Origin of the sequence: Rhizobium sp. BT-226 (assembly GCF_025847085.2) — a bacterium.
GTDB classification, from domain to species: domain Bacteria; phylum Pseudomonadota; class Alphaproteobacteria; order Rhizobiales; family Rhizobiaceae; genus Rhizobium; species Rhizobium sophorae.
The window spans coordinates 1,258,677-1,282,114 of the sequence record NZ_JAOYTI010000002.1 but is presented as its reverse complement, the minus strand read 5'-3'; the positions used below and the strand labels follow the sequence as shown (position 1 = coordinate 1,282,114).

22 protein-coding genes, 1 tRNA gene, 1 pseudogene and 1 riboswitch are annotated in these 23,438 nt (G+C 61.3%); of the genes and pseudogenes, 12 read left to right on the top strand and 12 right to left on the bottom strand.

The genetic code is table 11. The features are described from left to right. Nucleotides 1–6: 6 nt before the first annotated feature. The 3 genes from pstB (at nucleotide 7) to phoB (ending at nucleotide 2,395) form a co-directional block, all read left to right on the top strand. Complete coding sequence (gene pstB / locus OIU37_RS16545; protein WP_168312375.1) at nucleotides 7–822, top strand: phosphate ABC transporter ATP-binding protein PstB; 816 nt, start codon at nucleotides 7–9, stop codon at nucleotides 820–822. A 43-nt stretch (nucleotides 823–865) separates the two neighbouring features. Then, the gene (phoU, locus tag OIU37_RS16540; RefSeq protein ID WP_003545180.1) at nucleotides 866–1,579 is read left to right on the top strand and encodes a phosphate signaling complex protein PhoU; all 714 of its coding nucleotides are present in this window, start codon (nucleotides 866–868) and stop codon (nucleotides 1,577–1,579) included. Between the two features lie 132 nt (nucleotides 1,580–1,711). Then, a complete protein-coding gene (gene phoB, locus OIU37_RS16535) occupies nucleotides 1,712–2,395 on the top strand; it encodes a phosphate regulon transcriptional regulator PhoB (RefSeq protein WP_003545181.1) in 684 nt (227 codons plus the stop codon). Nucleotides 2,396–2,641: 246 nt separating this feature from the next. Here phoB and OIU37_RS16530 read toward each other — a convergent pair whose 3' ends face one another. After that, nucleotides 2,642–3,175: a GcrA family cell cycle regulator gene (locus tag OIU37_RS16530; RefSeq protein WP_171601711.1), complete on the bottom strand. Its 534-nt coding sequence runs from the start codon at nucleotides 3,173–3,175 to the stop codon at nucleotides 2,642–2,644. 420 nt (nucleotides 3,176–3,595) lie between these two features. On the opposite strand from OIU37_RS16530, the gene OIU37_RS16525 reads away from it, so the two are divergent. The 4 genes from OIU37_RS16525 to OIU37_RS16510 all read left to right on the top strand — a co-directional run bounded on the left by OIU37_RS16525 (nucleotide 3,596) and on the right by OIU37_RS16510 (nucleotide 7,540). Beyond that, nucleotides 3,596–4,795, top strand: a complete 1,200-nt coding sequence (locus OIU37_RS16525) for an aspartate aminotransferase family protein (RefSeq protein WP_264258077.1) — start codon at nucleotides 3,596–3,598, stop codon at nucleotides 4,793–4,795. A gap of 42 nt (nucleotides 4,796–4,837) precedes the next feature. Next, nucleotides 4,838–5,752, top strand: a complete 915-nt coding sequence (argF, locus tag OIU37_RS16520) for an ornithine carbamoyltransferase (RefSeq protein WP_064648672.1) — start codon at nucleotides 4,838–4,840, stop codon at nucleotides 5,750–5,752. 90 nt (nucleotides 5,753–5,842) lie between these two features. Next, complete coding sequence (locus OIU37_RS16515) at nucleotides 5,843–6,835, top strand: Hsp33 family molecular chaperone (RefSeq protein WP_018244649.1); 993 nt, start codon at nucleotides 5,843–5,845, stop codon at nucleotides 6,833–6,835. Nucleotides 6,836–6,952: 117 nt separating this feature from the next. Continuing rightward, on the top strand, nucleotides 6,953–7,540 hold the full coding sequence (locus OIU37_RS16510; RefSeq protein ID WP_168314530.1) for a hypothetical protein: 588 nt from the start codon (nucleotides 6,953–6,955) through the stop codon (nucleotides 7,538–7,540). A gap of 135 nt (nucleotides 7,541–7,675) precedes the next feature. On the opposite strand, the gene apaG is transcribed toward OIU37_RS16510, so the two are convergent. Continuing rightward, nucleotides 7,676–8,068 carry a Co2+/Mg2+ efflux protein ApaG gene (gene apaG, locus OIU37_RS16505; RefSeq protein WP_025393038.1) on the bottom strand — a complete coding sequence of 131 codons (393 nt, stop codon included), beginning with the start codon at nucleotides 8,066–8,068 and terminating at the stop codon, nucleotides 7,676–7,678. A 333-nt stretch (nucleotides 8,069–8,401) separates the two neighbouring features. After that, nucleotides 8,402–9,586: an O-succinylhomoserine sulfhydrylase gene (locus OIU37_RS16500; RefSeq protein ID WP_171601707.1), complete on the bottom strand. Its 1,185-nt coding sequence runs from the start codon at nucleotides 9,584–9,586 to the stop codon at nucleotides 8,402–8,404. 42 nt (nucleotides 9,587–9,628) lie between these two features. After that, nucleotides 9,629–9,707: riboswitch (SAM riboswitch) on the bottom strand. A gap of 73 nt (nucleotides 9,708–9,780) precedes the next feature. Between OIU37_RS16500 and OIU37_RS16495 the strand changes: the two genes are divergently transcribed. Both OIU37_RS16495 and OIU37_RS16490 read left to right on the top strand, forming a co-directional pair. Further along, nucleotides 9,781–10,875, top strand: a complete 1,095-nt coding sequence (locus OIU37_RS16495; protein ID WP_264258076.1) for a 2'-deoxycytidine 5'-triphosphate deaminase — start codon at nucleotides 9,781–9,783, stop codon at nucleotides 10,873–10,875. Nucleotides 10,876–10,934: 59 nt separating this feature from the next. Continuing rightward, nucleotides 10,935–11,008, top strand: a tRNA-Gly gene (locus OIU37_RS16490). A 132-nt stretch (nucleotides 11,009–11,140) separates the two neighbouring features. On the opposite strand, the gene OIU37_RS16485 is transcribed toward OIU37_RS16490, so the two are convergent. From OIU37_RS16485 to OIU37_RS16465, 5 genes are read right to left on the bottom strand one after another with little or no spacing between them, the layout of a single operon-like run. Then, nucleotides 11,141–11,650, bottom strand: a complete 510-nt coding sequence (locus OIU37_RS16485) for a DUF995 domain-containing protein (protein WP_264258075.1) — start codon at nucleotides 11,648–11,650, stop codon at nucleotides 11,141–11,143. Between the two features lie 18 nt (nucleotides 11,651–11,668). After that, nucleotides 11,669–12,607: a glycoside hydrolase family 26 protein gene (locus OIU37_RS16480; RefSeq protein WP_264258496.1), complete on the bottom strand. Its 939-nt coding sequence runs from the start codon at nucleotides 12,605–12,607 to the stop codon at nucleotides 11,669–11,671. 19 nt (nucleotides 12,608–12,626) lie between these two features. Then, nucleotides 12,627–14,534, bottom strand: a complete 1,908-nt coding sequence (locus OIU37_RS16475) for a glycosyltransferase family 2 protein (protein WP_264258074.1) — start codon at nucleotides 14,532–14,534, stop codon at nucleotides 12,627–12,629. Beyond that, entirely contained in the window at nucleotides 14,531–15,517 is a 987-nt protein-coding gene (gene galE, locus OIU37_RS16470; RefSeq protein ID WP_264258073.1) for a UDP-glucose 4-epimerase GalE, read from the bottom strand. The genes OIU37_RS16475 and galE overlap by 4 nt, the downstream gene beginning before the upstream one ends. Further along, nucleotides 15,517–16,563 (bottom strand): UDP-glucuronic acid decarboxylase family protein, encoded by a 1,047-nt coding sequence (locus OIU37_RS16465; RefSeq protein WP_264258072.1) that lies wholly within the window; start codon nucleotides 16,561–16,563, stop codon nucleotides 15,517–15,519. Before OIU37_RS16465 ends, galE begins: the two co-directional genes overlap by 1 nt. Nucleotides 16,564–16,915: 352 nt before the next feature. On the opposite strand from OIU37_RS16465, the gene OIU37_RS16460 reads away from it, so the two are divergent. Next, complete coding sequence (locus tag OIU37_RS16460; protein ID WP_264258495.1) at nucleotides 16,916–18,064, top strand: helix-turn-helix domain-containing protein; 1,149 nt, start codon at nucleotides 16,916–16,918, stop codon at nucleotides 18,062–18,064. A gap of 68 nt (nucleotides 18,065–18,132) precedes the next feature. Here OIU37_RS16460 and OIU37_RS16455 read toward each other — a convergent pair whose 3' ends face one another. Then, nucleotides 18,133–18,411, bottom strand: coding sequence for a hypothetical protein (locus tag OIU37_RS16455; RefSeq protein WP_171601702.1), 279 nt, complete (start codon nucleotides 18,409–18,411; stop codon nucleotides 18,133–18,135). A gap of 207 nt (nucleotides 18,412–18,618) precedes the next feature. On the opposite strand from OIU37_RS16455, the pseudogene OIU37_RS16450 reads away from it, so the two are divergent. Next, nucleotides 18,619–18,693: pseudogene (locus OIU37_RS16450) on the top strand (VOC family protein); the annotation flags it as partial. Nucleotides 18,694–18,750: 57 nt separating this feature from the next. On the opposite strand, the gene OIU37_RS16445 reads toward OIU37_RS16450, so the two are convergent. Next, on the bottom strand, nucleotides 18,751–20,742 hold the full coding sequence (locus tag OIU37_RS16445) for a methyl-accepting chemotaxis protein (RefSeq protein WP_264258071.1): 1,992 nt from the start codon (nucleotides 20,740–20,742) through the stop codon (nucleotides 18,751–18,753). Between the two features lie 570 nt (nucleotides 20,743–21,312). Between OIU37_RS16445 and OIU37_RS16440 the strand changes: the two genes are divergently transcribed. Next, nucleotides 21,313–22,188, top strand: coding sequence for a transporter substrate-binding domain-containing protein (locus OIU37_RS16440; RefSeq protein WP_222034750.1), 876 nt, complete (start codon nucleotides 21,313–21,315; stop codon nucleotides 22,186–22,188). A gap of 22 nt (nucleotides 22,189–22,210) precedes the next feature. On the opposite strand, the gene OIU37_RS16435 is transcribed toward OIU37_RS16440, so the two are convergent. Continuing rightward, nucleotides 22,211–22,624, bottom strand: a complete 414-nt coding sequence (locus tag OIU37_RS16435; protein WP_003545221.1) for a tellurite resistance TerB family protein — start codon at nucleotides 22,622–22,624, stop codon at nucleotides 22,211–22,213. Between the two features lie 102 nt (nucleotides 22,625–22,726). Then, nucleotides 22,727–23,437 carry a thermonuclease family protein gene (locus tag OIU37_RS16430; protein ID WP_171601700.1) on the bottom strand — a complete coding sequence of 237 codons (711 nt, stop codon included), beginning with the start codon at nucleotides 23,435–23,437 and terminating at the stop codon, nucleotides 22,727–22,729. Nucleotide 23,438: the final 1 nt, after the last annotated feature.

The following is a 23,438-nucleotide window of genomic DNA, read 5'->3' as shown; positions in this document are numbered from 1 at the left end:
AAGATCATGAACATGTTGACGGAAGCTGCAGTTGAGAAGGCGCTGGATCAGAAGATGAGCAACGTCCCGTATAAGATGATCGGCCAGGATGTCTCGGTTTACTACGGCGAGAAGCGCGCGCTTTTCGATGTGAACCTGAACGTTCGCGAAAACACCGTAACCGCCCTGATCGGCCCGTCCGGCTGCGGCAAGTCGACCTTCCTGCGGTGCCTCAACCGCATGAACGACACGATCGACGGCTGCCGCGTCACCGGCAAGATCACGCTGGACACCGACGATGTCTATGATCCCGATATCGACGTCGTCGAACTTCGCGCCCGCGTCGGCATGGTCTTCCAGAAGCCGAATCCGTTCCCGAAGACGATCTATGAAAACGTCTCCTACGGCCCGCGCATCCATGGTCTTGCCAAGTCGAAGGCCGATCTCGACCAGATCGTCGAGACCAGCCTGCAGCGCGCCGGCCTCTGGAACGAGGTCAAGGACCGCGTGCATGAATCCGGCACCGGCCTGTCGGGCGGTCAGCAGCAGCGCCTCTGCATTGCGCGCGCCGTCGCCGTCAGCCCGGAAGTCATCCTGATGGACGAACCCTGCTCGGCGCTCGACCCGATCGCCACCGCCAAGGTCGAGGAACTGATCCACGAGCTGCGCGAGAACTACACGATCGTCATCGTCACCCACTCCATGCAGCAGGCCGCGCGCGTCTCGCAGCGCACCGCCATGTTCCACCTCGGCAATCTCGTCGAGGAGAACGACACCGACAAGATGTTCACCAATCCCGACGATCCGCGCACCCAGGACTACATCATGGGTCGCTTCGGCTGATTTTGGCGACACCAAGCCTTCCCGTTATTCGAGGATAAAGCCCATGGCATCGACACATATTTTTTCTGCCTATGATGATGATTTGAAGTTCCTGTCCAGGCGGATTTCCGAAATGGGCGGCCTGGCCGAGCAGATGGTCGGCGAATCTGTGCGGGCGCTGGTCAACGGCGATACCGCGCTGGCGCAGAAGGTCATCTCTGACGATGTGATCCTCGATCACGCCGAACGCGAAATCGGCGATAAGGCGATCGTCACGATCGCCCGCCGTCAGCCGATGGCCTCGGACCTGCGTGAAATCATGGGTTCGATCCGTATCGCCGCCGATCTCGAACGCGTCGGCGACCTCGGCAAGAACACTGCCAAGCGCGTCATCGCCGTCCAAAGCACCGGCGTTCCCCGCAAGCTCGCTCGCGGCCTCGAGCATCTGTCCGAACTGGCGCTCGTCCAGCTCAAGGAAGTGCTCGACGTCTACACCAATCGTTCAGCCGACAAGGCGAATGCGATCCGTGAACGCGACAACGAGATCGACGCGATGTACACATCGCTGTTCCGCGAACTCCTGACCTACATGATGGAAGATCCGCGCAACATCACCAGCTGCACGCATCTTCTCTTCTGCGCCAAGAATATCGAGCGCATCGGCGACCATGCCACCAACATCGCCGAGACGATTTTTTACATGGCGACAGGCGCGCAGCCGGAAGGCGATCGTCCGAAGGACGACAGCGCCAACACCGTCGGCGCGGTCACCGAATAACGCCCACACCAGTCAATTGCGTGCGCGCCCGTCCGGGCGCGCAAAGAGGTCGCAGCCAATTTCTGAATTTGCGCAGGATGCATTGCTTAAATCACCCTGGTTTAAGGATCATGCGCGAGGAGATCGAGACGCATGATCCCGAGAGTTGCAGTTGTTGAAGACGAGGAAGCCCTCAGCGTGCTTCTTCGCTATAATCTCGAAGCGGAAGGCTTCGAGGTCGATACCATCCTTCGTGGTGACGAAGCCGAAATGAGGCTTCAGGAGCGCACGCCCGATCTTCTCATCCTCGATTGGATGCTGCCGGGCGTCTCCGGCATCGAGCTCTGCCGGCGCCTGCGTATGCGGCCGGAAACCGAGCGCCTGCCGATCATCATGCTGACGGCGCGCGGCGAGGAAAGCGAGCGCGTCCGCGGATTGTCGACGGGCGCCGACGATTATGTCGTCAAGCCCTTCTCGACCCCCGAGCTCGTTGCCCGCGTCAAGGCAATGCTGCGGCGTGCCCGTCCCGAAGTGTTGTCGACGGTGCTGAAATGCGGTGACATCGAGCTCGACCGCGAGACCCATCGCGTCCATCGCAAGACCCGCGAAGTCCGCCTTGGCCCCACCGAATTCCGCCTGCTGGAATTCCTGATGTCGTCGCCGGGCCGGGTCTTCTCCCGCTCGCAGCTTCTCGACGGCGTCTGGGGCCACGATATCTATGTCGACGAGCGCACCGTCGACGTCCATGTCGGCCGCCTGCGCAAGGCGCTGAATTTTTCCAACATGCAGGACGTTATCCGCACCGTCCGCGGCGCCGGTTATTCGATGGAAGCCTGAGGGCTTCCATCTGAGCCTGCTGACAAAGCCCTGGCAAAGCCCGCGACGTCATCCTCGGCCTTGTGCCGAGGATCTGCGCACGCCAAATTAAGCATCTGAAAATAAACGGTTTTCCCTCAAGTAGTTGAGGTGATCAGATGCTCGGCACAAGGCCGAGCATGACGGAGGGAAGCCTGAGCTTCCATCCGCGCATTAAAAAACGGGCCACTCGGCCCGTTTCTACATACTGACGATGGCTGCCCGCGTTCAGCTTGCCCGCGCTGCCGCCCGGCGGCGTTCGTTGACCGGCTGGTAGGCAAGCTTCTGGTGATAGCTGCAATAGGGCGAATTGTCGGGGGACTCGCAGCCGCAGAAGTGGAAGTCGTCCTTCAGCGGATCGCCGACCGGCCACTTGCAGGTGCGCTCGGTCAGTTCCGTCAGGCCGAGGCGGCGCGAAATCGGCACCACCACATTGCCTCTCGGCACGTATTCCATTTCCTCGATCGTTTCGATCTCGATCTCTTCCTTCAGCATCGTCGCGCCCTGCTGGCGGGTAACGGTGCGGGTGGTGATCCGGGAGGCGTAGTTCGGCGCGCGCGGCGCCGATGTATTGCGTTTCGGCGTTCGCGCCGCGGTGTTGGTGCCGCCGGCCTTGGCGCGGCCCGGAAGGCTTAGCCGGTGCACTTTGCCGATGACCGCGTTTCTGCTGACCCCGCCGAGTTGCGCAGCGATCTGGCTGGCGCTCAGTCCTTCGGCCCAAAGCTTCTTGAGTTTCTCGACCCGCTCGTCTGTCCAGTTCATGCCCTGTCTCCACCTTTTGCGTTGGTGATGGCAGAATCCCTCACCGTTGTCCCGGGAGCTCCGAAACAAGAAACGCTTGATCAATTTTGGTGACTAGTTCCGCCGCATGCAGTCTAGTAATTGATCTTTAACCTAGTGTGAGGCTGACTCCGTGACAAGAGTCGCATGAATCCGGATGAATCGAATTCGTAGTTTTCCCCAACTTGCTGCCTCTGCGTGTCATTTCTGCAATAATGCCTGTTGAAGACTGAGAATGCCGCTGTACACCCTTGCTGCATAGGCTAAGGGCGCAGTTTTGTTGACATTGCAGCGCGAAAAGGAAATAGTGCCAGTGGCCGCCGCAAGGCGGCATTTTTAATTTTTCGGGCCTGGTTTCCTTAGCCGGAGTCATTGCCCGGCAACTTTGATGGAGATCGCGCAATGGCTGAAGCCACGCCGCTTTATGACACCTATTCTCGTGCCCCGCTGCGGTTCGAGCGAGGCGAGGGCGTATGGCTGATCACCGAAACCGGCGAGCGATATCTCGATTTCGGCGCCGGCGTCGCCGTCACCTCCGTCGGCCACAGCAATCCGCATGTGGTCGGCGCGCTGAAGGAGCAGGCCGACAAGGTCTGGCACCTGTCGAACATCTATGAGATCCCCGGTCAGGAGCGCCTGGCAAAACGGCTGACGGACGCCACCTTCGCCGATAAGGTGTTCTTCACCAATTCAGGCGCCGAGGCGCTCGAGTGCGCGATCAAGACGGCACGCCGCTATCAGTTTTCCAAGGGCCATCCCGAGCGCTTCCATATCATCACCTTTGAAGGCGCCTTCCACGGACGGACGCTGGCGACGATCGCCGCCGGCGGCCAGGAGAAATATCTCGAAGGTTTCGGCCCCAAGGCGCCGGGTTTCGATCAGGTGGCTTTCGGCGATATCGAAGCGGTCCGCGCCGCGATCACTGAGGCCACGGCCGCCATCCTCATCGAGCCGGTACAGGGCGAGGGCGGCGTCCGCCCTGCCACCCCTGAATTCATGAAGGCGCTTCGCCAGCTCTGCGACGACAACGGCCTGCTGTTGATCCTCGACGAGGTCCAGACCGGCGTCGGCCGCACCGGCAGGCTCTTCGCCCATGAATGGTCGGGCGTGACCCCCGACATCATGGCTGTCGCCAAGGGCATCGGCGGCGGTTTCCCGCTCGGCGCCTGCCTTGCCACCGCCGAGGCCGCCTCCGGCATGAAGGCCGGCACGCATGGCTCGACCTATGGCGGCAATCCGCTTGCCATGGCCGTCGGCAGCGCCGTGCTCGACATCATCCTCGCCGATGGCTTCCTTCAGCAGGTGCGCGACGTCGCACTGGTCTTCCGCCAGGGCCTCGCCTCGCTGAAGGATCGTTATCCCGATGTGATCGAGGATATCAGAGGCGAGGGCCTTTTGCTCGGCATCAAGGCCGCCGTTCCCTCGGCTGAACTGCTGCAGGCGATCCGCGCCGCCCATCTGCTCGGCGTACCCGCCGGCGACAACGTCATCCGCCTTCTTCCGCCGCTCGTGGTCACCGCCGAGGAAGCCCGCGAGGGGCTCGTCCGCATCGAGCGCGCCGCCGAGAGCATCCGCGCTTCCAAGGTCAAGAAGACGGCTTGAAGAAATTGCCGCCTTCGGGCGCAGCACAGGTAAGAAGACGATATGAGCCCTAAACACTTCCTCGATCTTTCGGCGGTCACATCCGCCGATCTCAGAACGATCATGAACGATGCGCTCGCCCGCAAGCAGGCCTTCAAGGCAGGCACGGGCGACAAGCCGCTCGCCGGCAAGATGCTGGCGATGATCTTCGAGAAGCCGTCGACGCGCACCCGCGTCTCCTTCGACGTCGGCATGCGCCAGCTCGGTGGTGAAACGCTGTTTCTGTCCGGCACCGAGATGCAGCTCGGCCGCGCCGAGACGATCGGCGACACCGCCAAGGTGCTGTCGCGCTATGTCGATGCGATCATGATCCGCACCACCGAGCACTCGCGCCTGCTGGAGCTGGCCCAGCATGCGACCGTGCCGGTCATCAATGCGCTGACGGATGACACCCATCCCTGCCAGATCATGGCCGATATTATGACCTTCGAAGAGCACCGCGGCCCGATCAAGGGCAAGACCATCGCCTGGACCGGCGACGGCAACAATGTGCTGCATTCGCTGGTCGAGGGTGCCGCGCGTTTCGGCTACCGCATGAACATGGCCGTACCCCTTGGCTCCGAGCCCAAGGATCACTATCTGAACTGGGCCCGCAATGAGGGCGCCGAAATCATGCTTTGCCATGATGCCGACCGTGCGGTCGCCGGCGTCGATTGCGTGGTGACCGATACCTGGGTCTCCATGAATCAGGAACATCGGGCCCGGGGTCACAATGTCTTCCAGCCTTATCAGGTCAACGCGGCCTTGATGGCGAAAGCCGGCAATGATGCATTGTTCATGCATTGCCTGCCCGCCCATCGCGGTGAGGAAGTGACGGACGAAGTGATCGACGGTCCGCAATCCGTGGTCTTCGATGAGGCGGAAAACCGTCTTCATGCGCAGAAGTCGATTCTTGCTTGGTGCCTGGGCGCGATCTGAACCATAATCGGACGTCGCGAGTTACAAACTCGCGACCGCGTGAGCGAAGGGCACGCTGGCCCATCGCTCTGAAAACTAGGAGTGAAAGCCATGGCAGAAGCTGCAGCCGCCCTCGGCCAGTTCGATTTCGCCGGCGATGACCATGTCGTCCCCTTCCAGGTGGAGGGGCTGGATGTGCGCGGTCGCGCCGTCCAGCTCGGCCCGATGCTCGATGCGATCCTCGAGCGTCATCATTATCCCGCACCCGTTGCCCGGCTGCTTGCCGAAGTCGTCGTGCTGACGGTGCTGCTCGGCACCTCGCTGAAGTTCGACGGCAAGTTCACGGTGCAGACCAAGGGCGATGGCCCGGTCGATCTTCTCGTCGCCGATTTCTCGACGCCGGAAAATGTCCGCGCCTATGCCCGTTTCGATCAGGCGCTGCTCAACAAGGCGATCGAGTCTGGTGAAACCGAGCCGGAGCAATTGCTCGGCAAGGGCGTGCTCGCCTTCACCATCGACCAGGGCAAGTTCAGCCAGCCTTACCAGGGCATCGTCGCGCTCGACGGCACCACGCTGGAAGAAATTGCCGGCGTCTATTTCCGCCAGTCGGAGCAGATCCCGACGCGCGTGCGCCTTGCCGCGGCCGAGCTCTTCGATCGCGACGATGCCGGCAAGCCGCGCCATCGCTGGCGGGCCGGCGGCCTCGTCGCCCAGTTCCTGCCGGAAGCGCCGGAGCGCATGCGCCAGCCGGATCTCCACGGCGGCGACGGCGACACCGGCAACCGCCCGCATGGCGAGGACGATGCCTGGGTCGAAGCCCGTTCGCTGGTCGAAACCATCGACGCCGATGAACTGACCGACCCGCTTGTCGGCACCGAGCGGCTGCTGTTCCGCCTGTTCCACGAGCGCGGCGTCCGCGTCTACGAACCGCGCGCCGTCTTCGACCGCTGCAGCTGCTCGCGCGACAAGATCAAGGGTGTACTGAAGGGCTTTTCGGCCGAGGAGATCGAAGCCAGCCAGGAAAACGGCGAGATCGCCGTCACCTGCGAATTCTGCTCGACCACCTACCGCTTCGAGCCGGCCGAGCTCCAGCCGGCGGAGTAGGCGCGGTTAAGGACACGTTGAACGAATACAAAAGATTAGCGATGATCCAGCACAGTGACTCGACTTTCGGTAGTCGCTGTGCACCTATTCTCCAACTGGTTCAGGGATGGGGACTTCATGCGCTTTTTTTATTTCGTACTCGCATTCATGGCTGCGATGCCACGAATTGGCTTGGCTGATGATAAGGCAATCCAATGGAAAGAGGTCGGGGGCTGGACCGTGGCTGTCGACCCGACTTTAGACAATGGCTGTTTTGTTCTGACGTCCTTTGATGACGACACCATTTTTCGTCTTGGCTTCAATTTCCGAAAAAAGGACAAACCTCTGTACATTCTGCTCGGAAATCCGAACTGGAAATCCTTGGAGAAAGGTAAGCATTATCCCATCGAACTGTCGTTAGACCAGACTCAATGGACGGCTGACGCGAGAGGTCTGGATCTCGACGGCCTCAAATCATTGTGGATCGATACCGACGATACCGACTTGATTGAGGAGTTCTCTGGTAAACTGAGTTTCCGCGCCCGCTTTAACGGAAAAGAAATTGCTGCCCTCGGTCTGAAAGATTCCGAGAGGGCAGCGGATGAGTTGCTCGCCTGCCAAAAGGCGGTAAACGATGCGGTCATGAAACAGCCGGCGCCGCCACAATCAAAAGATCCGTTCGAAGCAAAGCCAGGCACCCAGGCCTCGGATCCTTTTGACCTTTAGCAGATTGATGACTGGGCAAGCCCGAGGATTTACGACCGCGGGCACGGCGTCCATGTTGGTACTGACTGGAAGGCTGCAGCCGGCCGCGTCCGAGCGCCGTGTTTGCACTGACGAAACGACCGCGAACCTACGCTCTCAATTGAGCACGCGCAGCAGTCCAGGCGAATCCAGCGAGAAGGCGGGGATGTCGACATCGAACATCTCTCCATCGTCCGTTTCCATCTGGTAATGGCCGAACATCAGCCCTGAGGGCGTGTCGAGCGGGCAGCCGGAGGAATATTCGTAGGTGTCGCCGGGGCTGAGCCGCGGCTGCTCGCCGACGACGCCGGGGCCGGTCACCTCGTCCACCTGGCCGTTCTGGTCGGTGATGTTCCAGTAACGATTGACCAGCCGAACGGCTATGTTGGAATTGTTGCTGATGACAATCCGGTAACCCCAGACATAGCGATCGTCTTCCGGATCGGATTGCTCCTCCAGATAGAACGGCTCGACGACTACTTCGATCTCTCTTGTGAGGGCGCGATACATGCCTTGCACCTTAGTCAAGATATGTTACCCGTATCTTATAAGAGGCCCTGTCCGTCAAGAAACGGAACAATTATCATCGCTGAAATGGCTGTGATCCGAAGGGGTTTCGATCGTTAAGCCTAATTGTCAGTGTTAATTCCGTTTCGGAACGCCGCGGCAGACGAACTTGTTCCCCCCCGGTCTCACCTTGGTGAGATCCGGCACGGCCGAACTCCAAGCATGTCGCGCAAAAATGTGCAGCGGTTTTGCGATAACGACATGCGTAAAACAAAAACTAAAGCGCGAGGAGCGAATGCGACGCGCTTTAGAGGTCCGGCCGCCTTTACCCCTAGATCAGGCCGAAACCTTGGCAAGCGCCCGCGCGAAATCCTCGATCAGGTCGTCGGTATCTTCGATGCCGGCCGAAAGGCGGACCGTACCAGGCGAGATGCCGAGTTCGGCGCGGGCCTCTTCCGTCAGGTTCTTGTGCGTCGTCGTTGCCGGGTGGGTGATCAGGCTCTTGCTGTCGCCGAGATTGTTGGAGATCTTGATGATATCGAGCGCGTTCTGCAGCGCAAAGGCGGCATCCTTGCCGCCCTTCAGCTCGAAGGCGACCAGCGTCGAGCCGCCGGTCATCTGCTTGGCGATGATATCGGCCTGCGGATGATCCTTGCGGCCGGGATAAATCACCTTGGCGACCTTGCCTTGCTCGGCCAGGAAATCGGCGATCTTTGCGGCATTCTCGGTCTGCTGGCGCACGCGCAGCGGCAGCGTCTCGATGCCCTTCAGCAAAGTCCAGGCGTTGAACGGCGACATGGCCGGGCCGGTATGGCGGAAATAATCGTGCAGGTTCTCGTCGATCCATTCCTTATCGGAAAGCACGACGCCGCCGAGGCAGCGGCCCTGTCCATCAATATGCTTGGTGGCGGAATAGACGACGATATGGGCGCCGAGCTCCAAGGGCTTCTGGAAGAGCGGTGTCGCAAAGACGTTGTCGACAACGACCTTGGCGCCGATCTGGTTGGCGAGCTTGGCGACGCCTGCAATATCGATCACTTCGAGCGTCGGATTGGTCGGGCTTTCCAGGAAGAACACCTTCGTCTTCGCTGTGATCGCCTTTTCCCAATTCGCCAGATCCCGGCCGTCGATCAGCGTGCAGTCGATGCCGTATTTCGGCGCCAGCGTCTCGACCACCCAGCGGCAGGAGCCGAACAGGGCACGCGCGGCGACGATATGATCGCCTGATTTCAGCTGGCAGAGGATCGCCGCGGTGACGGCGGCCATGCCGGAAGCGGTGGCGCGGGCGTCTTCGGCGCCTTCGAGCATGCACATGCGCTTTTCGAACATGTCGTTGGTGGGGCTGCCGTAGCGGGCGTAGATGAAGCCCTCCGTCTCGCCCTTGAAGCGGGCTTCGGCCGCCTCCGACGTCTCGTAGACGAAGCCTTGGGTGAGATAGATTGCCTCGGACGTCTCGCCATATTGCGAACGCAGCGTGCCGCCGTGGACGAGTTGGGTTGCCGGGCGCCAGGTCTTGCTCATGCCATCACCTTCACATAACAAAAAAACCGGTCGCAAAAGCAGACCGGTTTCAACCCGGTCTTTTTAGCCACTTGTTTAACGTGGCTGCAAGCCGACCGGCCAAATCACCACGGGATAATTCTGCAATACTGCTGTTAGCTGCTTGCGTCAATTCCCCGAGTTTGGTTTTGTCGGCGGCAAATGATGGATGAGGCATGATGGCTCGCGAAACGGGAATTCTGGCGGATCGCGCGATCTCCGCGCTGTTCGAAACGGGGCGTCTGATCTCCGAACGGGAGCTGGACCGCGACCAGATCCAGCCGGCAAGCCTCGACCTGCGCTTGGGCGCCAAGGCGTTTCGCGTACGCGCCAGCTTCATGCCCGGCCCCTCGCATCTGGTTTCCGACAAGCTCGACCGGCTGAGCCTGCATGTGATCGACCTCTCCGAGGGGGCGGTGCTCGAAACCGGCTGCGTTTACATCGTGCCGCTGATGGAGAGCTTAGCGCTGCCGGCCGACATGTCGGCCTCGGCCAATCCGAAGAGCTCGACCGGGCGCCTCGACATCTTCACCCGCGTTATCACCGATTACGCCCAGGAATTCGACAAGATCCCGGCCGGCTATTCCGGCCCGCTCTATCTCGAAATCAGCCCGCGCACCTTCCCGATCGTCGTGCGCCGCGGCTCTCGCCTGTCGCAGATACGTTTCCGCGTCGGCCAGGCCCTGCTCGGCGAGCCGGAACTTCTGAAGCTGCATGAGAGCGAGACGCTGGTCGCCAGCAAGCTGCCCAACGTTTCCGGCGGCGGCATCGCGCTGTCGATCGACCTCGCCGGAGACAAGGAAGGCCTGATCGGCTATCGCGGCAAACATCACACCGCCGTCGTCGATGTCGACAAGAAGGCCCAGCACGATATCTATGATTTCTGGGAACCGCTTTATAGCCGCGGCCGCAACGAGCTGATCCTCGATCCCGATGAGTTCTATATCCTCGTCTCGCGCGAGGCGGTGCACGTGCCGCCGGATTATGCCGCCGAAATGACGCCCTTCGATCCGCTGGTCGGCGAATTCCGCGTCCATTATGCCGGCTTCTTCGATCCAGGCTTCGGCCATGCCCCTGCCGGCGGGCGCGGCAGCCGGGCCGTGCTCGAAGTGCGCAGCCACGAAGTGCCCTTCATCCTCGAAGACGGCCAGATCGTCGGCCGCCTCGTTTACGAACATATGCAGGAAAAGCCGGCAAGCCTCTACGGCTCCGGCCTCGGCTCCAACTACCAGGCCCAGGGCCTGAAGCTCTCGAAGCACTTCCGCATCTAGCCTTCCCTGCGGCCGCGACTTGACAGCGGCCCCCATCTGTTGGAAATCTCGCATCGGTCGCGGGTGTAGCTCAATGGTAGAGCAGCAGCTTCCCAAGCTGAATACGAGGGTTCGATTCCCTTCACCCGCTCCAACTGCCCCGGCCGTCCGTTCGCCGCCTTTTGAAGGCGCTTCGTGATCTTTTATGAAAAGGGTTGCGCGCAGGCATCGGCTCCTACAAGGATACAGATGGCGCCTCGGCCGCGCGCAACCCCTAGCTTCGCCTTTATTTGGTCTTACTGACGCTCGTCTCAATTCTCCCCAATTGAGACCTCACGTAGTCGCCGTGGCGAAGCTTTGCGAATTCGTCGGTGGCTTGTGCCGGTGCGCTCTTGAAAACGTACCATTGACCGTCCGGTTCGCGTTTCTGATAGATCAGGCCGCCCTTCTTGCGGTGGCTGAAGCAGGTGATTGCCGTCGCCGTTCCGGTCTTGGCGTGCCAGTCGGCGTTGAAGCAGAGTTTACCCGACTCCGTGATGAACCAGCGGCCCATGCCGAAGGACGGCGAGCCATTTTCCCGTGACCAGGCGGTAAAGCGACGCGCCTTTGCGGAGAAGTGGCCGGCGCCGGCTTTCCACATCCAGGAATTCTGGTTGTAGAGCCGATAGATTTCCGCGCTGCTCATCGGCTTTGCGGTCTCGATCCCCGCAGGCTCATTGGTTCCGGCAGCGGACGCGGCCGTGGCGATACCGCTGGTCAGGGCCACGGCCAGGAGCATTTTTTGAAGCATGGACATGTTCAGGTTCCTTCTCGTTCAATTGATGCCTTGGCGGACGACCCGCCAGTCGGGGCGGCCATAGCCGTCCGGCCACGGATAGACTTCACGGTCGTTGAAGTAGACAACGGCGCTGAGCGCCGGGAACTGGGGATAGCGTTTCGTTACGCTCTCAGCCCAGTTTCGCACGAAGGAATCGCCGCCTTCGTATCCGAGTTCGGCAACCATGATGGGCTTTCCGTAACCGGCGACACGGGCGTATCCGGGCGCAAGGTGCTCGGCAAACGTCTGGTCACGGCCAGTCTTGTCCCTGTCGTATTGCTCCAGGCCAAAGACCGAGAGCCCGATAAGATCGACGACATCATTGCCGGGATAAAAGGCTTGAAGCCCCTCATTGCCCTTCGGTGACCACATGTATTTGGCCGTCTTCAGGTGGACCTTGCAGACCTCCACCATCCGGCGATAGGCCTTGGCATAATCGGCGCCCTGCCAATGCGACCAGGAGAACTGGCTGTCGGTTTCGTCCATTTCCTGTCCCCAGCGAATGATGACCGGACTTTTCAGCTTGGCAGCAGTCGAGCAGACGGCGGCCATGTTCGCATCGCGCGAACCGTCCAGGATGCTGTGCAGCAGTTCCTGCGAGGTTTGGCGCCAACCGGTCGACCAGGTCCAGGGCTCGACCGAGATCAGCAGGGTGCGGCCACGCGCTTGCGCATAATCATCGGCGAGGGCGAGCGTGCCCAGATCGACATCTTCCCAGGGCAGGAAGAGGTGTTCGATCTTCGAATCGGGCGAGGCGCCTAAATCTCCGTGCGGATCATAGGCGCCGAACGTGATCGACTCCTTCGTGACGACCGGCATTTTGCTCGGCGGCGCAATGGACGATGTCGTCATTGCAAGCGGCTGCCCTTCGGCAACGCTGCCCAGAGCGGTCGGCAGGACCGCGACTCCCGACAGCAACAGGCCGGTTAACGACAACAGGGCTATTTTGGATGGGCTATGCATTGTGTATTTCCTCCACGCTCGGCCGCACATCCGGGTGAGCGGCATCCGTTCTCAGTTGGATTTCCTCCGGATCGGAAATCCATCGTGGTTTGAAGGAGATCGTGCGCAGGGCGGTCCCGCCCCGGCCTGCACCGGAGGCGGCGTAGCGCTCTTCGAACAGCTGAAGGCGGCCGCTGCCCCAGGCGAGTGCCTCGGTCGCATCCTTTCCGCGCATGATGGTTGCAGTCCCCGGCAACGCGACGAGCGCAAGAAGCACGGTCGCCATCGCCGGACGGTAGAAACGCGGTGCCGCCGCAACCGTATTTTCCTTCGAATGGCGCCCGACGATGACCAACAGCAGCGCGCAGTAGATTGCCGCGTTCAGGATGGTAAAGAAGTATCCCCCCTTGGAGGCGCCGGCATCGCCGATTGCCAGGGCGGGCAATACCGCCATGAGCGCCAGCAAAGCGTAGGGCGCCAGGACACGCACCGGCAGCAGATCGACTTCGGACCGGCCTTTCGGCGTGACACGGAAATCGACGAAAGAGCCTGTCACAAAATCGTGCACCGCAGCCAGCGTGCCGGCGAGCGCCCAGGGCCAGCGCGCGAAAAGAAAGAGCATGCATTCCCAGCTCAGGATCTTGGCGTCGTAGGGGCGGAACGAGCTGCTGGCGCGCCAGCGATAAGCCATCACCACGAGAGCGATAGAAAGCGGTGCGAAATGCGCCAGGAAATCGGGATAGGTCACCGTCACGAAATTCTGGCCGCGCACGAGCGCGATGATCGGCAGCGCAAACATGAGCAACATAAAGAACGCAAAAAGCGGATACCAGAGTTGCGAAAAGAGGAACTGGAACTTGAGCCGGGGCGGCAGCCGGCCGACGAGGCTCGGCGAGTACCGCAACAGCACCATGACCAGGCTGCGCGACCACTGGAATTCCTGCGTCACGAGATCGCTGAAGGTTCTGGGGCCGTCACCATGGGCGATGGCATCCAGCGCATGCACACCCCGCCAGCCGCCGGCATTCATCATCAATGTCGTCGAATGGTCTTCAGCCAACTCCGGACCGAGGCCGCCGATCTGTTTGAGGGCGACGGTACGTACCGCGTAATGCGACCCTATGCACATCGGCGCCAGGCCGCCATTGTAACCGGCTTGGAGCGAGCCATGCATGCTGGCCTCGGCATAGAGCCTTCCACGTGCCGACCAGCTTTCGGAAGCGTTCTTGTCGCAAATGCTGGGGGCCGAGACATAGCCGACCTTTGGATCGGCGAACGGACGCAGCATGTGGAAGAGATAGTCGGGCGCGGGAACATGATCCGCATCGAGTTGCGCCACGAAATCGTAGCGGCTGTAGCCGTAGTGGTCGTAGAAGAAGGCGAGGTTGCCTTCCTTGCACCGCGTGCGTCGGGGCCACGACGTCTGATGGTAATCGGATCGCCCCTTGCGGGTCGAGACGAGGACCCCGTGGCCAGAGCACCAGTCGAGAGTCTCGGGGGAAGGGTCTTCGTCGGCAAGCCAGGTGTCGTGTTCCACCTCCTGGGCAAGCATTGCCAGCAGGGTTTCACGGACGACCGAGAAGGGTTCGGCCGGCGCCTTGGTCACGACCATGGCCACTCGACTGCCCGCCGGCAGGCGCAAGGGACCGTTCGGTCTTGCCGCCCGATAGAAGACGACGATGAAATAGGCCGGCAGAGCGGTAACCCAGGCAAGAACGAGGCTCACCGTAATTGTGCCGAAAGCATCGACGTGATGGCGCGGCTCCAGCCACCAGATCCAGAAATAGGCGAAGGCGCAGGCCCATACGGCCGCCGAGAACAGATATTCGGTCCGCCGATGCCCGGTCAGAACCGGGACAAGAAGCGGCTCGTGGGAGGGTCCCGGAGCATGCGTCGCTTGGGTAATCGCAAGTTCGGTCACGCGCGCGCCTCCAGTCCGAAGAACGGAGCCGCCGTCCGCACGATGGTTTCGAGATCGGAATATCGAGGCTGGAAGCAGAGCGTCTCGCGGGCCAGGCTGGCGTCGGCGTAGAGGCTGGGCGGATCGCCCGGCCGGCGTGGATGGATGACGACCGGGACTTCGCACCCGGTCGTTTCCTGGATCACGCGCAGGACTTCCCTGATGGAAAAACCCCGCCCGGTGCCGAGGTTGACAGCGAGGTTTGCTCCGCCTTTGGCGAGATGGGTGAAGGCCTGAACATGGGCGCGCGCGAGATCTGCGACGTGAATATAGTCCCTTATGCAGGTCCCGTCAGGGGTGTCATAATCATCGCCGAATATTTCCAGGTGCGGTATCCGGCCGGCCGCGGCCAGCAGCGCCCGCGGAATGAGATGGGTTTCCGGAACGTGCCATTCGCCAAGCTCGCCGTCCGGATCGGCTCCACAGGCATTGAAGTAACGCAGGGCAACATACCGCAGGCCGTAGGCCGCCGCATAATCGGCGAGCATATGCTCGAAGATCAGCTTGGTCTTGCCGTAGGGATTGATCGGAGCCTTCGGCAACGTCTCATCGATCGGCAGCACGGAGGGGACGCCGTAGACGGCGCAACTCGATGAGAAGATGACGTTCTGAAGCCCCGTCTGCCGGCAGGCATCGATAAGCGACAATGCACCGCAGACATTGTTGTTGTAATATTTCGCTGGGTTCTGCACGGACTCGCCCACGTAGGCCGAGGCGGCAAAGTGGATGACGGCATCGGGAGCATATTTCTCGATGACCTCGATTAGGCATGACGTGTCGAGGACGTCACCTTCGACGAAAGGGCCCCAGCGCACGGACGAACGGTTTCCCGTCGTGAGATTGTCGTAGACGACAGGCTCAATCCCCTCCGAGCGGAGGAGCTTGGCGGTGTGGCTGCCGATATAGCCGGCACCGCCCGTGACAAGGACCCGGGGCGCAGCCATCAGACCGCCTCCAGTTCGCGTGCCGGACGGGTGAGAAGGCCATCGAAATAGTCGATCGTCTGACGCAGACCGCTCGACAAGTCGATCTTCGGCCGCCAGTCGAGTTCCTGCATGGCAAGCGAAATATCGGGGCGACGCTGACGGGGATCGTCAACCGGCAGAGCGCGATGGATGATTTGCGACCGGGAGCCGGTCAATCCGATCACCTGCTCGGCCAGCTCCCGGATCGTGAATTCGCCCGGATTGCCGAGATTGACGGGCCCCGTCAGCGACGACGGTGAGGCCATCATGCGGACCATGCCGCTGATGAGATCATCGACGAAACAGAACGAGCGGGTCTGGGAACCGTCGCCATATATCGTGATGTCTTGCCCCGTCAGGGCCTGAACGATGAAATTCGAGACGACGCGGCCGTCGTCCGGACGCATCCGCGGGCCGTAGGTGTTGAAGATGCGGATGATCTTGATCTCGACGCCGTGCGTGTTGTGGAAGTCGAAGAACAGCGTCTCGGCGCACCGCTTGCCCTCGTCATAGCAGGAGCGTGGCCCGAACGAATTGACGTTGCCCCAGTAGCTTTCGACCTGCGGGTGGACGTTCGGGTCGCCGTAGACTTCGGAGGTCGATGCCTGAAGGATACGTGCGCCGGTGCGTGCGGCCAACTCCAGAAGGTTGAGGGAGCCCAGCACGCAGGTCTTTGTCGTATGGATCGGATCGGCCTGATAATGCGGGGGCGATGCCGGGCAGGCGAGGTTATAGATCTCGTCGACTTCCAGATCGAGCGGGTGGACGATATCGTGGGCGACGACATTGAAGCGATCGACTCGCTTCAGATGGGCGATATTGCGCCGCATGCCGGTGGAAAAATTGTCGAGGCAGATCACCTGGTGTCCGGCGGCCAAAAGCGTCTCGCACAGATGTGATCCGAGGAAACCTGCACCGCCGGTGACAAGAACTCTCTTGGGAGAAAGAGGTGTTACGGATGGATAATTTGCATCACGAGCCGAAATTTGAACAGAGCGCGCACGAATCTTGCCAAGATAATTCAAGACTACCTCCCGTATTTTCAGATTTTGCTATGTGATCTTCGATCTTTACTTCGCCACACGCGAAACCAGGCCGTTCGACCATGTGAATATTTTATTCGTCCGGTTTTCTTTGGGAAAGTACCGATGTTTATTTAGATACAGCTAAAGGAGGCAGTTGTCGTTATCCTCACGTCCTGGAAATTATCGCTCCGTACATTTCAGAGCGAAAAGGAATATGATAAACAACTTATGGAGGAGACTCTTCGGGCACTTCCGCTTTTTCAGACGGAGTTCTGCGGAGATTTCAGCCGCAAAAACAATTGCTTTTCTCAATTTCCATGGCTCGGGTCGGGTTATGCGCTGGAGGAATTGGATGGCTACAGGGTCTGAATCCGACGATGATCCTGCCGCGGAACAGGAACGGCCGGCGCATATGGAGCGGCGGCGCTGGCCGCGTGAACCGGCCCTGCGCAAGGAACGCCCACCCCACGCCCCCCCTGCACTCGTGCCGCTGCGATTCTCGACGCAGGACCTGCCACCGGCAGAACAATTCCAGGCCTGGCGGGCACATATGGCGCCGCTCGTGGATGTTCATCTGCCGGAGGGAAAATCACCGGAAGACGGGTTCCTCGCGGAGCAGATCGGCTGGCATCTCGGCGATATCCTCATCGTCCAGCAGCGCGCGCATGCCCACAGATATATCCGCGATCAGGCCATGCTTCGATCGAGCCCCATCGACCATTGGAACGTCGGCCTGCAGCGCAGCGGCCAAGCCTGGACCGAGGTCAACCGTCGTGTCACCGAGACCGGTGCCGGTGAGATACTTTTCATGTCTCTCGGCAGCCCCTATCGCGGACGGACGACCGATACCGAAGCTTTGCTCGTGTTCCTGCCGTATGAGCTGCTGGCCCGCGACGCGAGCCTTCTCCAGAGCGCCGGCAACACGGTTCTTTCGGGCAGCCACGCCGAGTTGCTCATGGGCTATCTCACGGGTCTCGAAACGAACCTCGGCAATCTGACGATAGAGGAAGTGCCCCGGATCATCCAAACCATCGGCGATATGGTCGTTGCGGGCGCCGCATCGTCCACAAGGACTGACACCGGCCAAAACCAGACCAACATGGGACTGATGGAGCGGGCGCACCGCTACATTCACGTCAATCTCCATTCGGAAAACTTGACACCGGACATGATGTGCCGCGCGTTGGGGATTTCGCGTACGCGGCTTTACCAACTGTTTGAGGCGAGCGGAGGCGTGCTCAATTATATTCGCAAGCGGCGATTGCTGCAGGCCTATGCGGATCTCAGCAATTCGGCCGACCACAGGCCGATTTCAGAAATCGCAGAAGCCGCCGGTTTCGAGGTCGCCGCCAATTTTACGCGCGCCTTCATCCACGAATTCGGGCTGAGCCCGCGTGAAATCCGAAGGACGATGGCAACCCAACAGCGGCCGGCTCCGGCCATCCGCTCGACGCGGCGTTACGGAAAAACGATCGGTGATTGGCTGGCCCTGACGGGTTAGTCCGGCTCGGGCAGGCTATACTCGATGTCACAAAATACCGCTTTTCTTCACACGTCCATCTCCAAAATCTAATCCCCGAAGAACCGGATCGGCTTGTATTGGCGGTGCGCGATGATCAGGCTTCGGTCTGGCTGGATGATGTAGGTTTCCTCCACCTGCCGGCCGTACTGGTCGATGAAATCATGTGGGAAGCTGGAGCCGGGCGGCGATTTGGTGAGTTTGGTGCGCGGCTGGCCACTATAGGTGATGCTGCCGGGGATGGGTTCGAGGCCCGGTCCGTCGTAGCTGACGGTGTTGCATCCCGCGAGAACGAGCGTGCCGACGAGGCCGATGACTGCAGGTTTCATGTCCATCCCTCCCAATGCCATGAATAGTATCACTCTACGCCTCGCCGAATAGGGCTCACGACACGAATGCTCATGCCGCTCTTCAATCCTTTGAGAAGCATCCCTGGGGACGTCGTGATCGAGCGACCGGACGCGACATCCACTTATTGATATTAGGGCGAAGATCCGGCTCCTCCAGGCGTGTGACCCATCCGTTGCCGAAACACCTTGCGCGGCGGCTGGCTATTCTATTGCACGGCGCCCGGAAACATCCTCGTCGAGATCGGCTGGTGGCCGGGTTAGGTCCCCAAATAGAAAGGGCGGCCGGAGCCGCCCTTTCCAATGCCTGTTTCGATCGGCTCAGAATTCCGTCCAGTCGGGATCCTGGCTTGACGACGTGCTGCTGCCGGCGCCGAAGGCGTTGGCGATTTTCTGGCCGAGCGCGCGGGCCGGCGAGGCGGCCGGGCGGGCGGTGCCTTCGCGGGCGACGCGGACCGGAGCTGCCCTGGCTGCCGGGCGGGCGGCAGCGCGTGGTGCTGTGGCGATTGGCGCGCTGGCGGTGAAGCCGCCGGTGCCGGTCAGCCTGAATTGGCCGAGCAGGTTGTTGAGCGCTGCCGCTTCGGTGGCGAGGTTGTGGCTGGCGGCGGTGGATTCTTCGACCATCGCCGCATTCTGCTGCGTGCCCTGATCCATGGTGTTGACGGCGGTGTTGATCTCCTGCAGGCCGATCGACTGTTCGCGGGAGGCTTCGGCGATCGCGTGGACGTGCTGGTTGATCTCCTGCACCTCCTGGACAATCGCGTCGAGCGCCTTTCCGGTTTCGCCGACCAGCGAGACGCCGGTCTGCACATGCGAGCCGGAGGTGCTGATCAGCGCCTTGATCTCCTTGGCGGCCTTCGCCGAGCGCTGGGCGAGCTCTCGCACTTCCTGGGCGACGACGGCAAAGCCCTTGCCGGCTTCGCCGGCGCGGGCCGCTTCGACACCTGCGTTCAGAGCCAAAAGATTGGTCTGGAAGGCGATGTCGTCGATGACGCCGATGATGTTGGAGATTTCACCTGACGACTTCTCGATCTGCTGCATGGCGGAGACGGCCTTGCGGACAACCTCGCCGGATTTCTCGGCCCCGAGGCGGGTGCGGGCGACGAGCTGACTTGCTTCCTCGGCCCGCTTGGCTGCGTCACGCACCGTCGTGGTGATCTCTTCGAGCGCGGCTGCCGTCTCTTCGACGGAAGCCGATTGCTGTTCCGTCCGCTGCGAAAGCTGGTCTGCGGAGGAACGAATCTCGTTGGCGCCGGCGCCGATCGCCCGGGCATTGGCGCCGACCGTATGCATGGTTTCGTTGAGCTTCTCGACCGAGTTGTTGAAATCCTCACGCAGCGCATCGAGATGCGCGACGAAGGGCTCGGCGATATGCGAGGCGAGATCGCCGGCGGCAAGGCGGCGCAGGCCGTCGCCGAGTGCGGTGACGGCGCGGTCGAGCTCGGATGCTTCGCGGGCCTTCTGCGCTTCGCGGTCGCGGCGCTCGCTGTCGCCAATGTCGCGGTCTGCTTCGGCGCGCGCTTCGATCCGGGCGCGCTCGATCGCATTGTCGCGGAAGACCGAAACGGCCTTTGCCATCTGGCCGACTTCGTCGCCGCGGTCGAGGCCGCTGACATCGCTTGTCGTATCGCCCTCGGCAAGCCGCGTCATGCGCTGGCGCAGCTGCATCATCGGGCCGGCGATGCCTATCTGGGCCACGACCACGCTGAAGCCGACGGCAGCAAGAACGGCGATGCCGATCAGAACGAGACAGAAGACGATCCGTTCGCTGACGGAAGCCGAGAGCGCATCGCCGCCATCGTTGAGCATCGCCATCATCGCATCATTGTTGGCGATCATCTTCGGCGTCAGTGTATCGAGCTTGGCATTGATCAGGGCAACATTCGCCTGGGCGCCGGCGCCGTCCTTGGCTTTGCTCTGTTCGATGATCTTGTTCGCCAGGGTTTCGATCTCATCGATGCCCGCCTGGATTTCATCGATCGCCGGCTTGCGGCTCGGCACCAGCGCCAGCGCCTGCTTCATGCGGTCACGCGCCTGCGGCAGCTTGCTCGGTGTGGCGAGCGCCGTCTGGAATTCCGGCGTATCGGGCTTCATGTCGGCAAGCAAGCTTACCTGCAGCACCGAGGCCACCGCCGATGCGCTGGCACGCGCGCTCAGCATCGAGGCCTGCGCCTCATGATCGATGAAGGCGCTGTAGGCGGCGTCCGCACGGCGGAACTCGGAAATGACATAGATCAGCCCGGCCATCGTGATCAGCCCCAGGAGCGCCACCACCGATATGATTTTTGTGCGGATTTTCAGATGTTTCAGCATGGAAATGTCACCCGATCGACGGGGCGTGCTCGCGCGCCCGGTGCTTTGAAATCAATTGTTGCAGAAAACGCTGCTTCAATATCGCGGTTTAGGGATTACGTTTGGGCTGACGCTTGCATCATGCGATCGGCTGGCGGGGTCCGATGTCGTCGCAACAAATAAGAGGCGATATTCTTTAATTCCGCGCTAACACGAGGCGGTGGCTGGCTGTGATTTTTAGGGACTGAGAGATTGGGTCCCATGGCCCCCCAAAGACCAAGCCGCAGAGCACCGGCATTCAAGAGAGCCTCATCCTGAGGTGCCCCGCAGGGGCCTCGAAGGGCGAGGCGGGCATTCCGGCGTCGGATCTATGCAAGGAGCGGCGTTGCGGCGTGTCCTTCGAGGCTCCGGCCCTTGGCCTGCGCACCTCAGGATGAGGGACCTTGGAGGGCGCCGCGCTGCTACGAGGCCGATGAGTTCGTGACCGTCATCCGCTTCCCTCGCTCCCACGCATATTCCCCACCACGCATGACTCTGATACATCTTGCCGACGCCGTACGCTTCGCGCTTAACCCTGAGACCACAATCACGATGATGCAATCCAAGCTGGCATCCCTGACTCTGAAGGGTTTTTTCACGCTCGGCCTGTTTTTCGGCGCGCTGCTTTCAAGTTTTGCCGCGTCGGCCCAGCAGGCTGCACCTTCGCTGCCGCTGCTCTTCGACGCGCGCGAACGTCTTGCGAGGCCCGATCTCTCCTCTCTGGTGCGCCTGCGCTTCCTGACGTCGGTCGATTTCCCGCCCTTCAATTTTACCGATCAGAACGGCAAGCTTTCCGGTTTCAATGTCGACCTCGCCCGCGAAATCTGCAGCGAGTTGGAGATTTCAGACAAGTGCCAGATCCAGGCGCTCCCCTTTGCTGACCTCAGGGATGCGCTCGCCGCCTCTCAAGGGGATGCCATCATCGCCGGTCTTGCCGTGACCCCGGAGCTGCGCCGGCAATTCGTCTTCTCCAGACCTTATCTGATGCTGCCGGCGCGCTTCGTGCGCAATCTCGCCGTGCCGCTCGACGGAAAGACCGCTGCCGCGCTTTCCAGCCATCCGGTCGGCGTCGTCAGGGGGACGGTGCATGAGGCGATGCTGGCCGCCTTTTTCCCCACGCTCAAGGCCGAGCCGTTCGATACGAAGGACGCCCTGCTTGCGGCGCTCAAGGACCGCAAGGTCGATGCCGCCTTCGCCGATGCGCTGCAGCTTTCCTTCTGGGTCTCTTCGCCGGCCTCGGCCAAATGCTGCGCGCTGTTCGACGGCCCCTATCTCTCCGAGCATTTCCTCGGCGAGGGCATGACGATCATGCTGCGGCAGAAGGACAGCGTGCTGACGTCAGCCATCGACCACGCGCTCGCCACGCTGTCGCGCAACGGCCGCCTCCAGGAAATCTATCTGCGTTATTTCCCCTACGGGCTCTATTGAAGCTGCAGTCCAAATTGTGCGTTCAGCCCTTGCGGAAGCGGGCAATCGCGCTGCGCTCGATCGCCGCGCAGGTCAGCTTGTCGAGGCCGAGCCGGTCGCGCAGCAGGCTGAGCAGCCGCAACTCCTCCGCCTTGACCGAGAGATCGGCGGATGCCACCTCGACGGCCAGTGCATAGGCCGTGTCGTAGAGCTTTGCGGGCAGGGTATCGCGCACGGTTTCGAGCACGACGTCGAGGCCTTCCGGCCCGGCCAGCAGCGAGGCGCAGTCGCGCGCCACCGCAATCAGCTTGTCGTCGTCGAAATCCCGGAAAACCGGCAGGAATCCGATCAATTGGCCGATCCTTGTCATTTCCCTGTCGTTCATCGTGCTGTCGACGGCGGATGCCATCACCATCACGTAGATCAGCGCATCATGGGCGGAAAGCGGCTTGTTCATCTCTGATTCCTTTTTCGGTCAGCCCAGATTAGGAATTGGCGACAGCCATTACAAGGGATCGGCCCGATCCCGGGCTGTCCGACCGCTGTTATGGCTGCCGGTTTAATGGCGGCGTGGATCGTCGCCGTAGAGGCCTTTTCCTGCCTGCCTGGCCTTTTCGGCGGCGGCCGCAAGCGGCGAACCGGCCGCCGGTTCCGCCCAGCCGTTTTCGGCGAGCCATAAGCCGAGATCCTCTGTGCCGAGCCGGCAGGCAGTCGTTACTGTTTCCTTCCATTCCACCGTCTCGAGATCGCAGCTGACGCTGCGGTTGCGCAACAGCAGGCGCAGCGCCGTCTTCGCCATCATGCCGCAGGGCCATTGCCGACCCGCCGGCCCGCATATCCTGTCGGTCGGTGTTGGCACGATGCCGGCAAGCAGAAGCCGGCGTTCGCCAAAGGAAAGAATGCCGGCATTTTCGACCATCGGCCGCGCCAGTTCCACCGCCTTTTTCGCGGCTGGACTTGCCGTTTCCCCGGCCGGCGTTTCCGCTTGTTGCGGTACATCGGCCGGTTTGGGTGCCCCGCTGTCGCCTGGGTCTGGGGACGGCGGAGCCGTTGGCTCCACTGAGCGAGCGATCATTTCGGCACGGTCGTCCGAGATTGTCGCACGTTCGCCGGCTTTGGGAGCAGCATCCGCAGCTGCCGTCACCGTCTCCTCTGCGGACGCCATGTCTTCCCCGGCCGTGCCGCCGCCAAGCCTTGCTTGCCCTGCCAGCAGCAGGCCGGCCACCACCGCCATCCCCGTGATACCTGTGATGAAGGCGGCAGGACGCATG

Bases quoted from the DNA above. Each gene is read 5' to 3' on its own strand.
- OIU37_RS16530 (WP_171601711.1), bottom strand. From the start codon at position 3,175: ATGAACTGGACAGACGAGCGGGTCGAGAAACTCAAGAAGCTTTGGGCC.
- phoU (WP_003545180.1), top strand. From the start codon at position 866: ATGGCATCGACACATATTTTTTCTGCCTATGATGATGATTTGAAGTTC.
- OIU37_RS16485 (WP_264258075.1), bottom strand. From the start codon at position 11,650: ATGTCCATGCTTCAAAAAATGCTCCTGGCCGTGGCCCTGACCAGCGGT.
- OIU37_RS16515 (WP_018244649.1), top strand. From the start codon at position 5,843: ATGGCAGAAGCTGCAGCCGCCCTCGGCCAGTTCGATTTCGCCGGCGAT.
- OIU37_RS16445 (WP_264258071.1), bottom strand. From the start codon at position 20,742: ATGCTGAAACATCTGAAAATCCGCACAAAAATCATATCGGTGGTGGCG.
- OIU37_RS16430 (WP_171601700.1), bottom strand. From the start codon at position 23,437: ATGCGTCCTGCCGCCTTCATCACAGGTATCACGGGGATGGCGGTGGTG.
- pstB (WP_168312375.1), top strand. From the start codon at position 7: ATGAACATGTTGACGGAAGCTGCAGTTGAGAAGGCGCTGGATCAGAAG.
- OIU37_RS16500 (WP_171601707.1), bottom strand. From the start codon at position 9,586: ATGAGCAAGACCTGGCGCCCGGCAACCCAACTCGTCCACGGCGGCACG.
- OIU37_RS16495 (WP_264258076.1), top strand. From the start codon at position 9,781: ATGATGGCTCGCGAAACGGGAATTCTGGCGGATCGCGCGATCTCCGCG.
- apaG (WP_025393038.1), bottom strand. From the start codon at position 8,068: ATGTATCGCGCCCTCACAAGAGAGATCGAAGTAGTCGTCGAGCCGTTC.
- OIU37_RS16460 (WP_264258495.1), top strand. From the start codon at position 16,916: ATGGCTACAGGGTCTGAATCCGACGATGATCCTGCCGCGGAACAGGAA.
- argF (WP_064648672.1), top strand. From the start codon at position 4,838: ATGAGCCCTAAACACTTCCTCGATCTTTCGGCGGTCACATCCGCCGAT.
- OIU37_RS16525 (WP_264258077.1), top strand. From the start codon at position 3,596: ATGGCTGAAGCCACGCCGCTTTATGACACCTATTCTCGTGCCCCGCTG.
- OIU37_RS16440 (WP_222034750.1), top strand. From the start codon at position 21,313: ATGATGCAATCCAAGCTGGCATCCCTGACTCTGAAGGGTTTTTTCACG.
- phoB (WP_003545181.1), top strand. From the start codon at position 1,712: ATGATCCCGAGAGTTGCAGTTGTTGAAGACGAGGAAGCCCTCAGCGTG.
- OIU37_RS16455 (WP_171601702.1), bottom strand. From the start codon at position 18,411: ATGAAACCTGCAGTCATCGGCCTCGTCGGCACGCTCGTTCTCGCGGGA.
- OIU37_RS16435 (WP_003545221.1), bottom strand. From the start codon at position 22,624: ATGAACAAGCCGCTTTCCGCCCATGATGCGCTGATCTACGTGATGGTG.
- OIU37_RS16510 (WP_168314530.1), top strand. From the start codon at position 6,953: ATGCGCTTTTTTTATTTCGTACTCGCATTCATGGCTGCGATGCCACGA.
- galE (WP_264258073.1), bottom strand. From the start codon at position 15,517: ATGGCTGCGCCCCGGGTCCTTGTCACGGGCGGTGCCGGCTATATCGGC.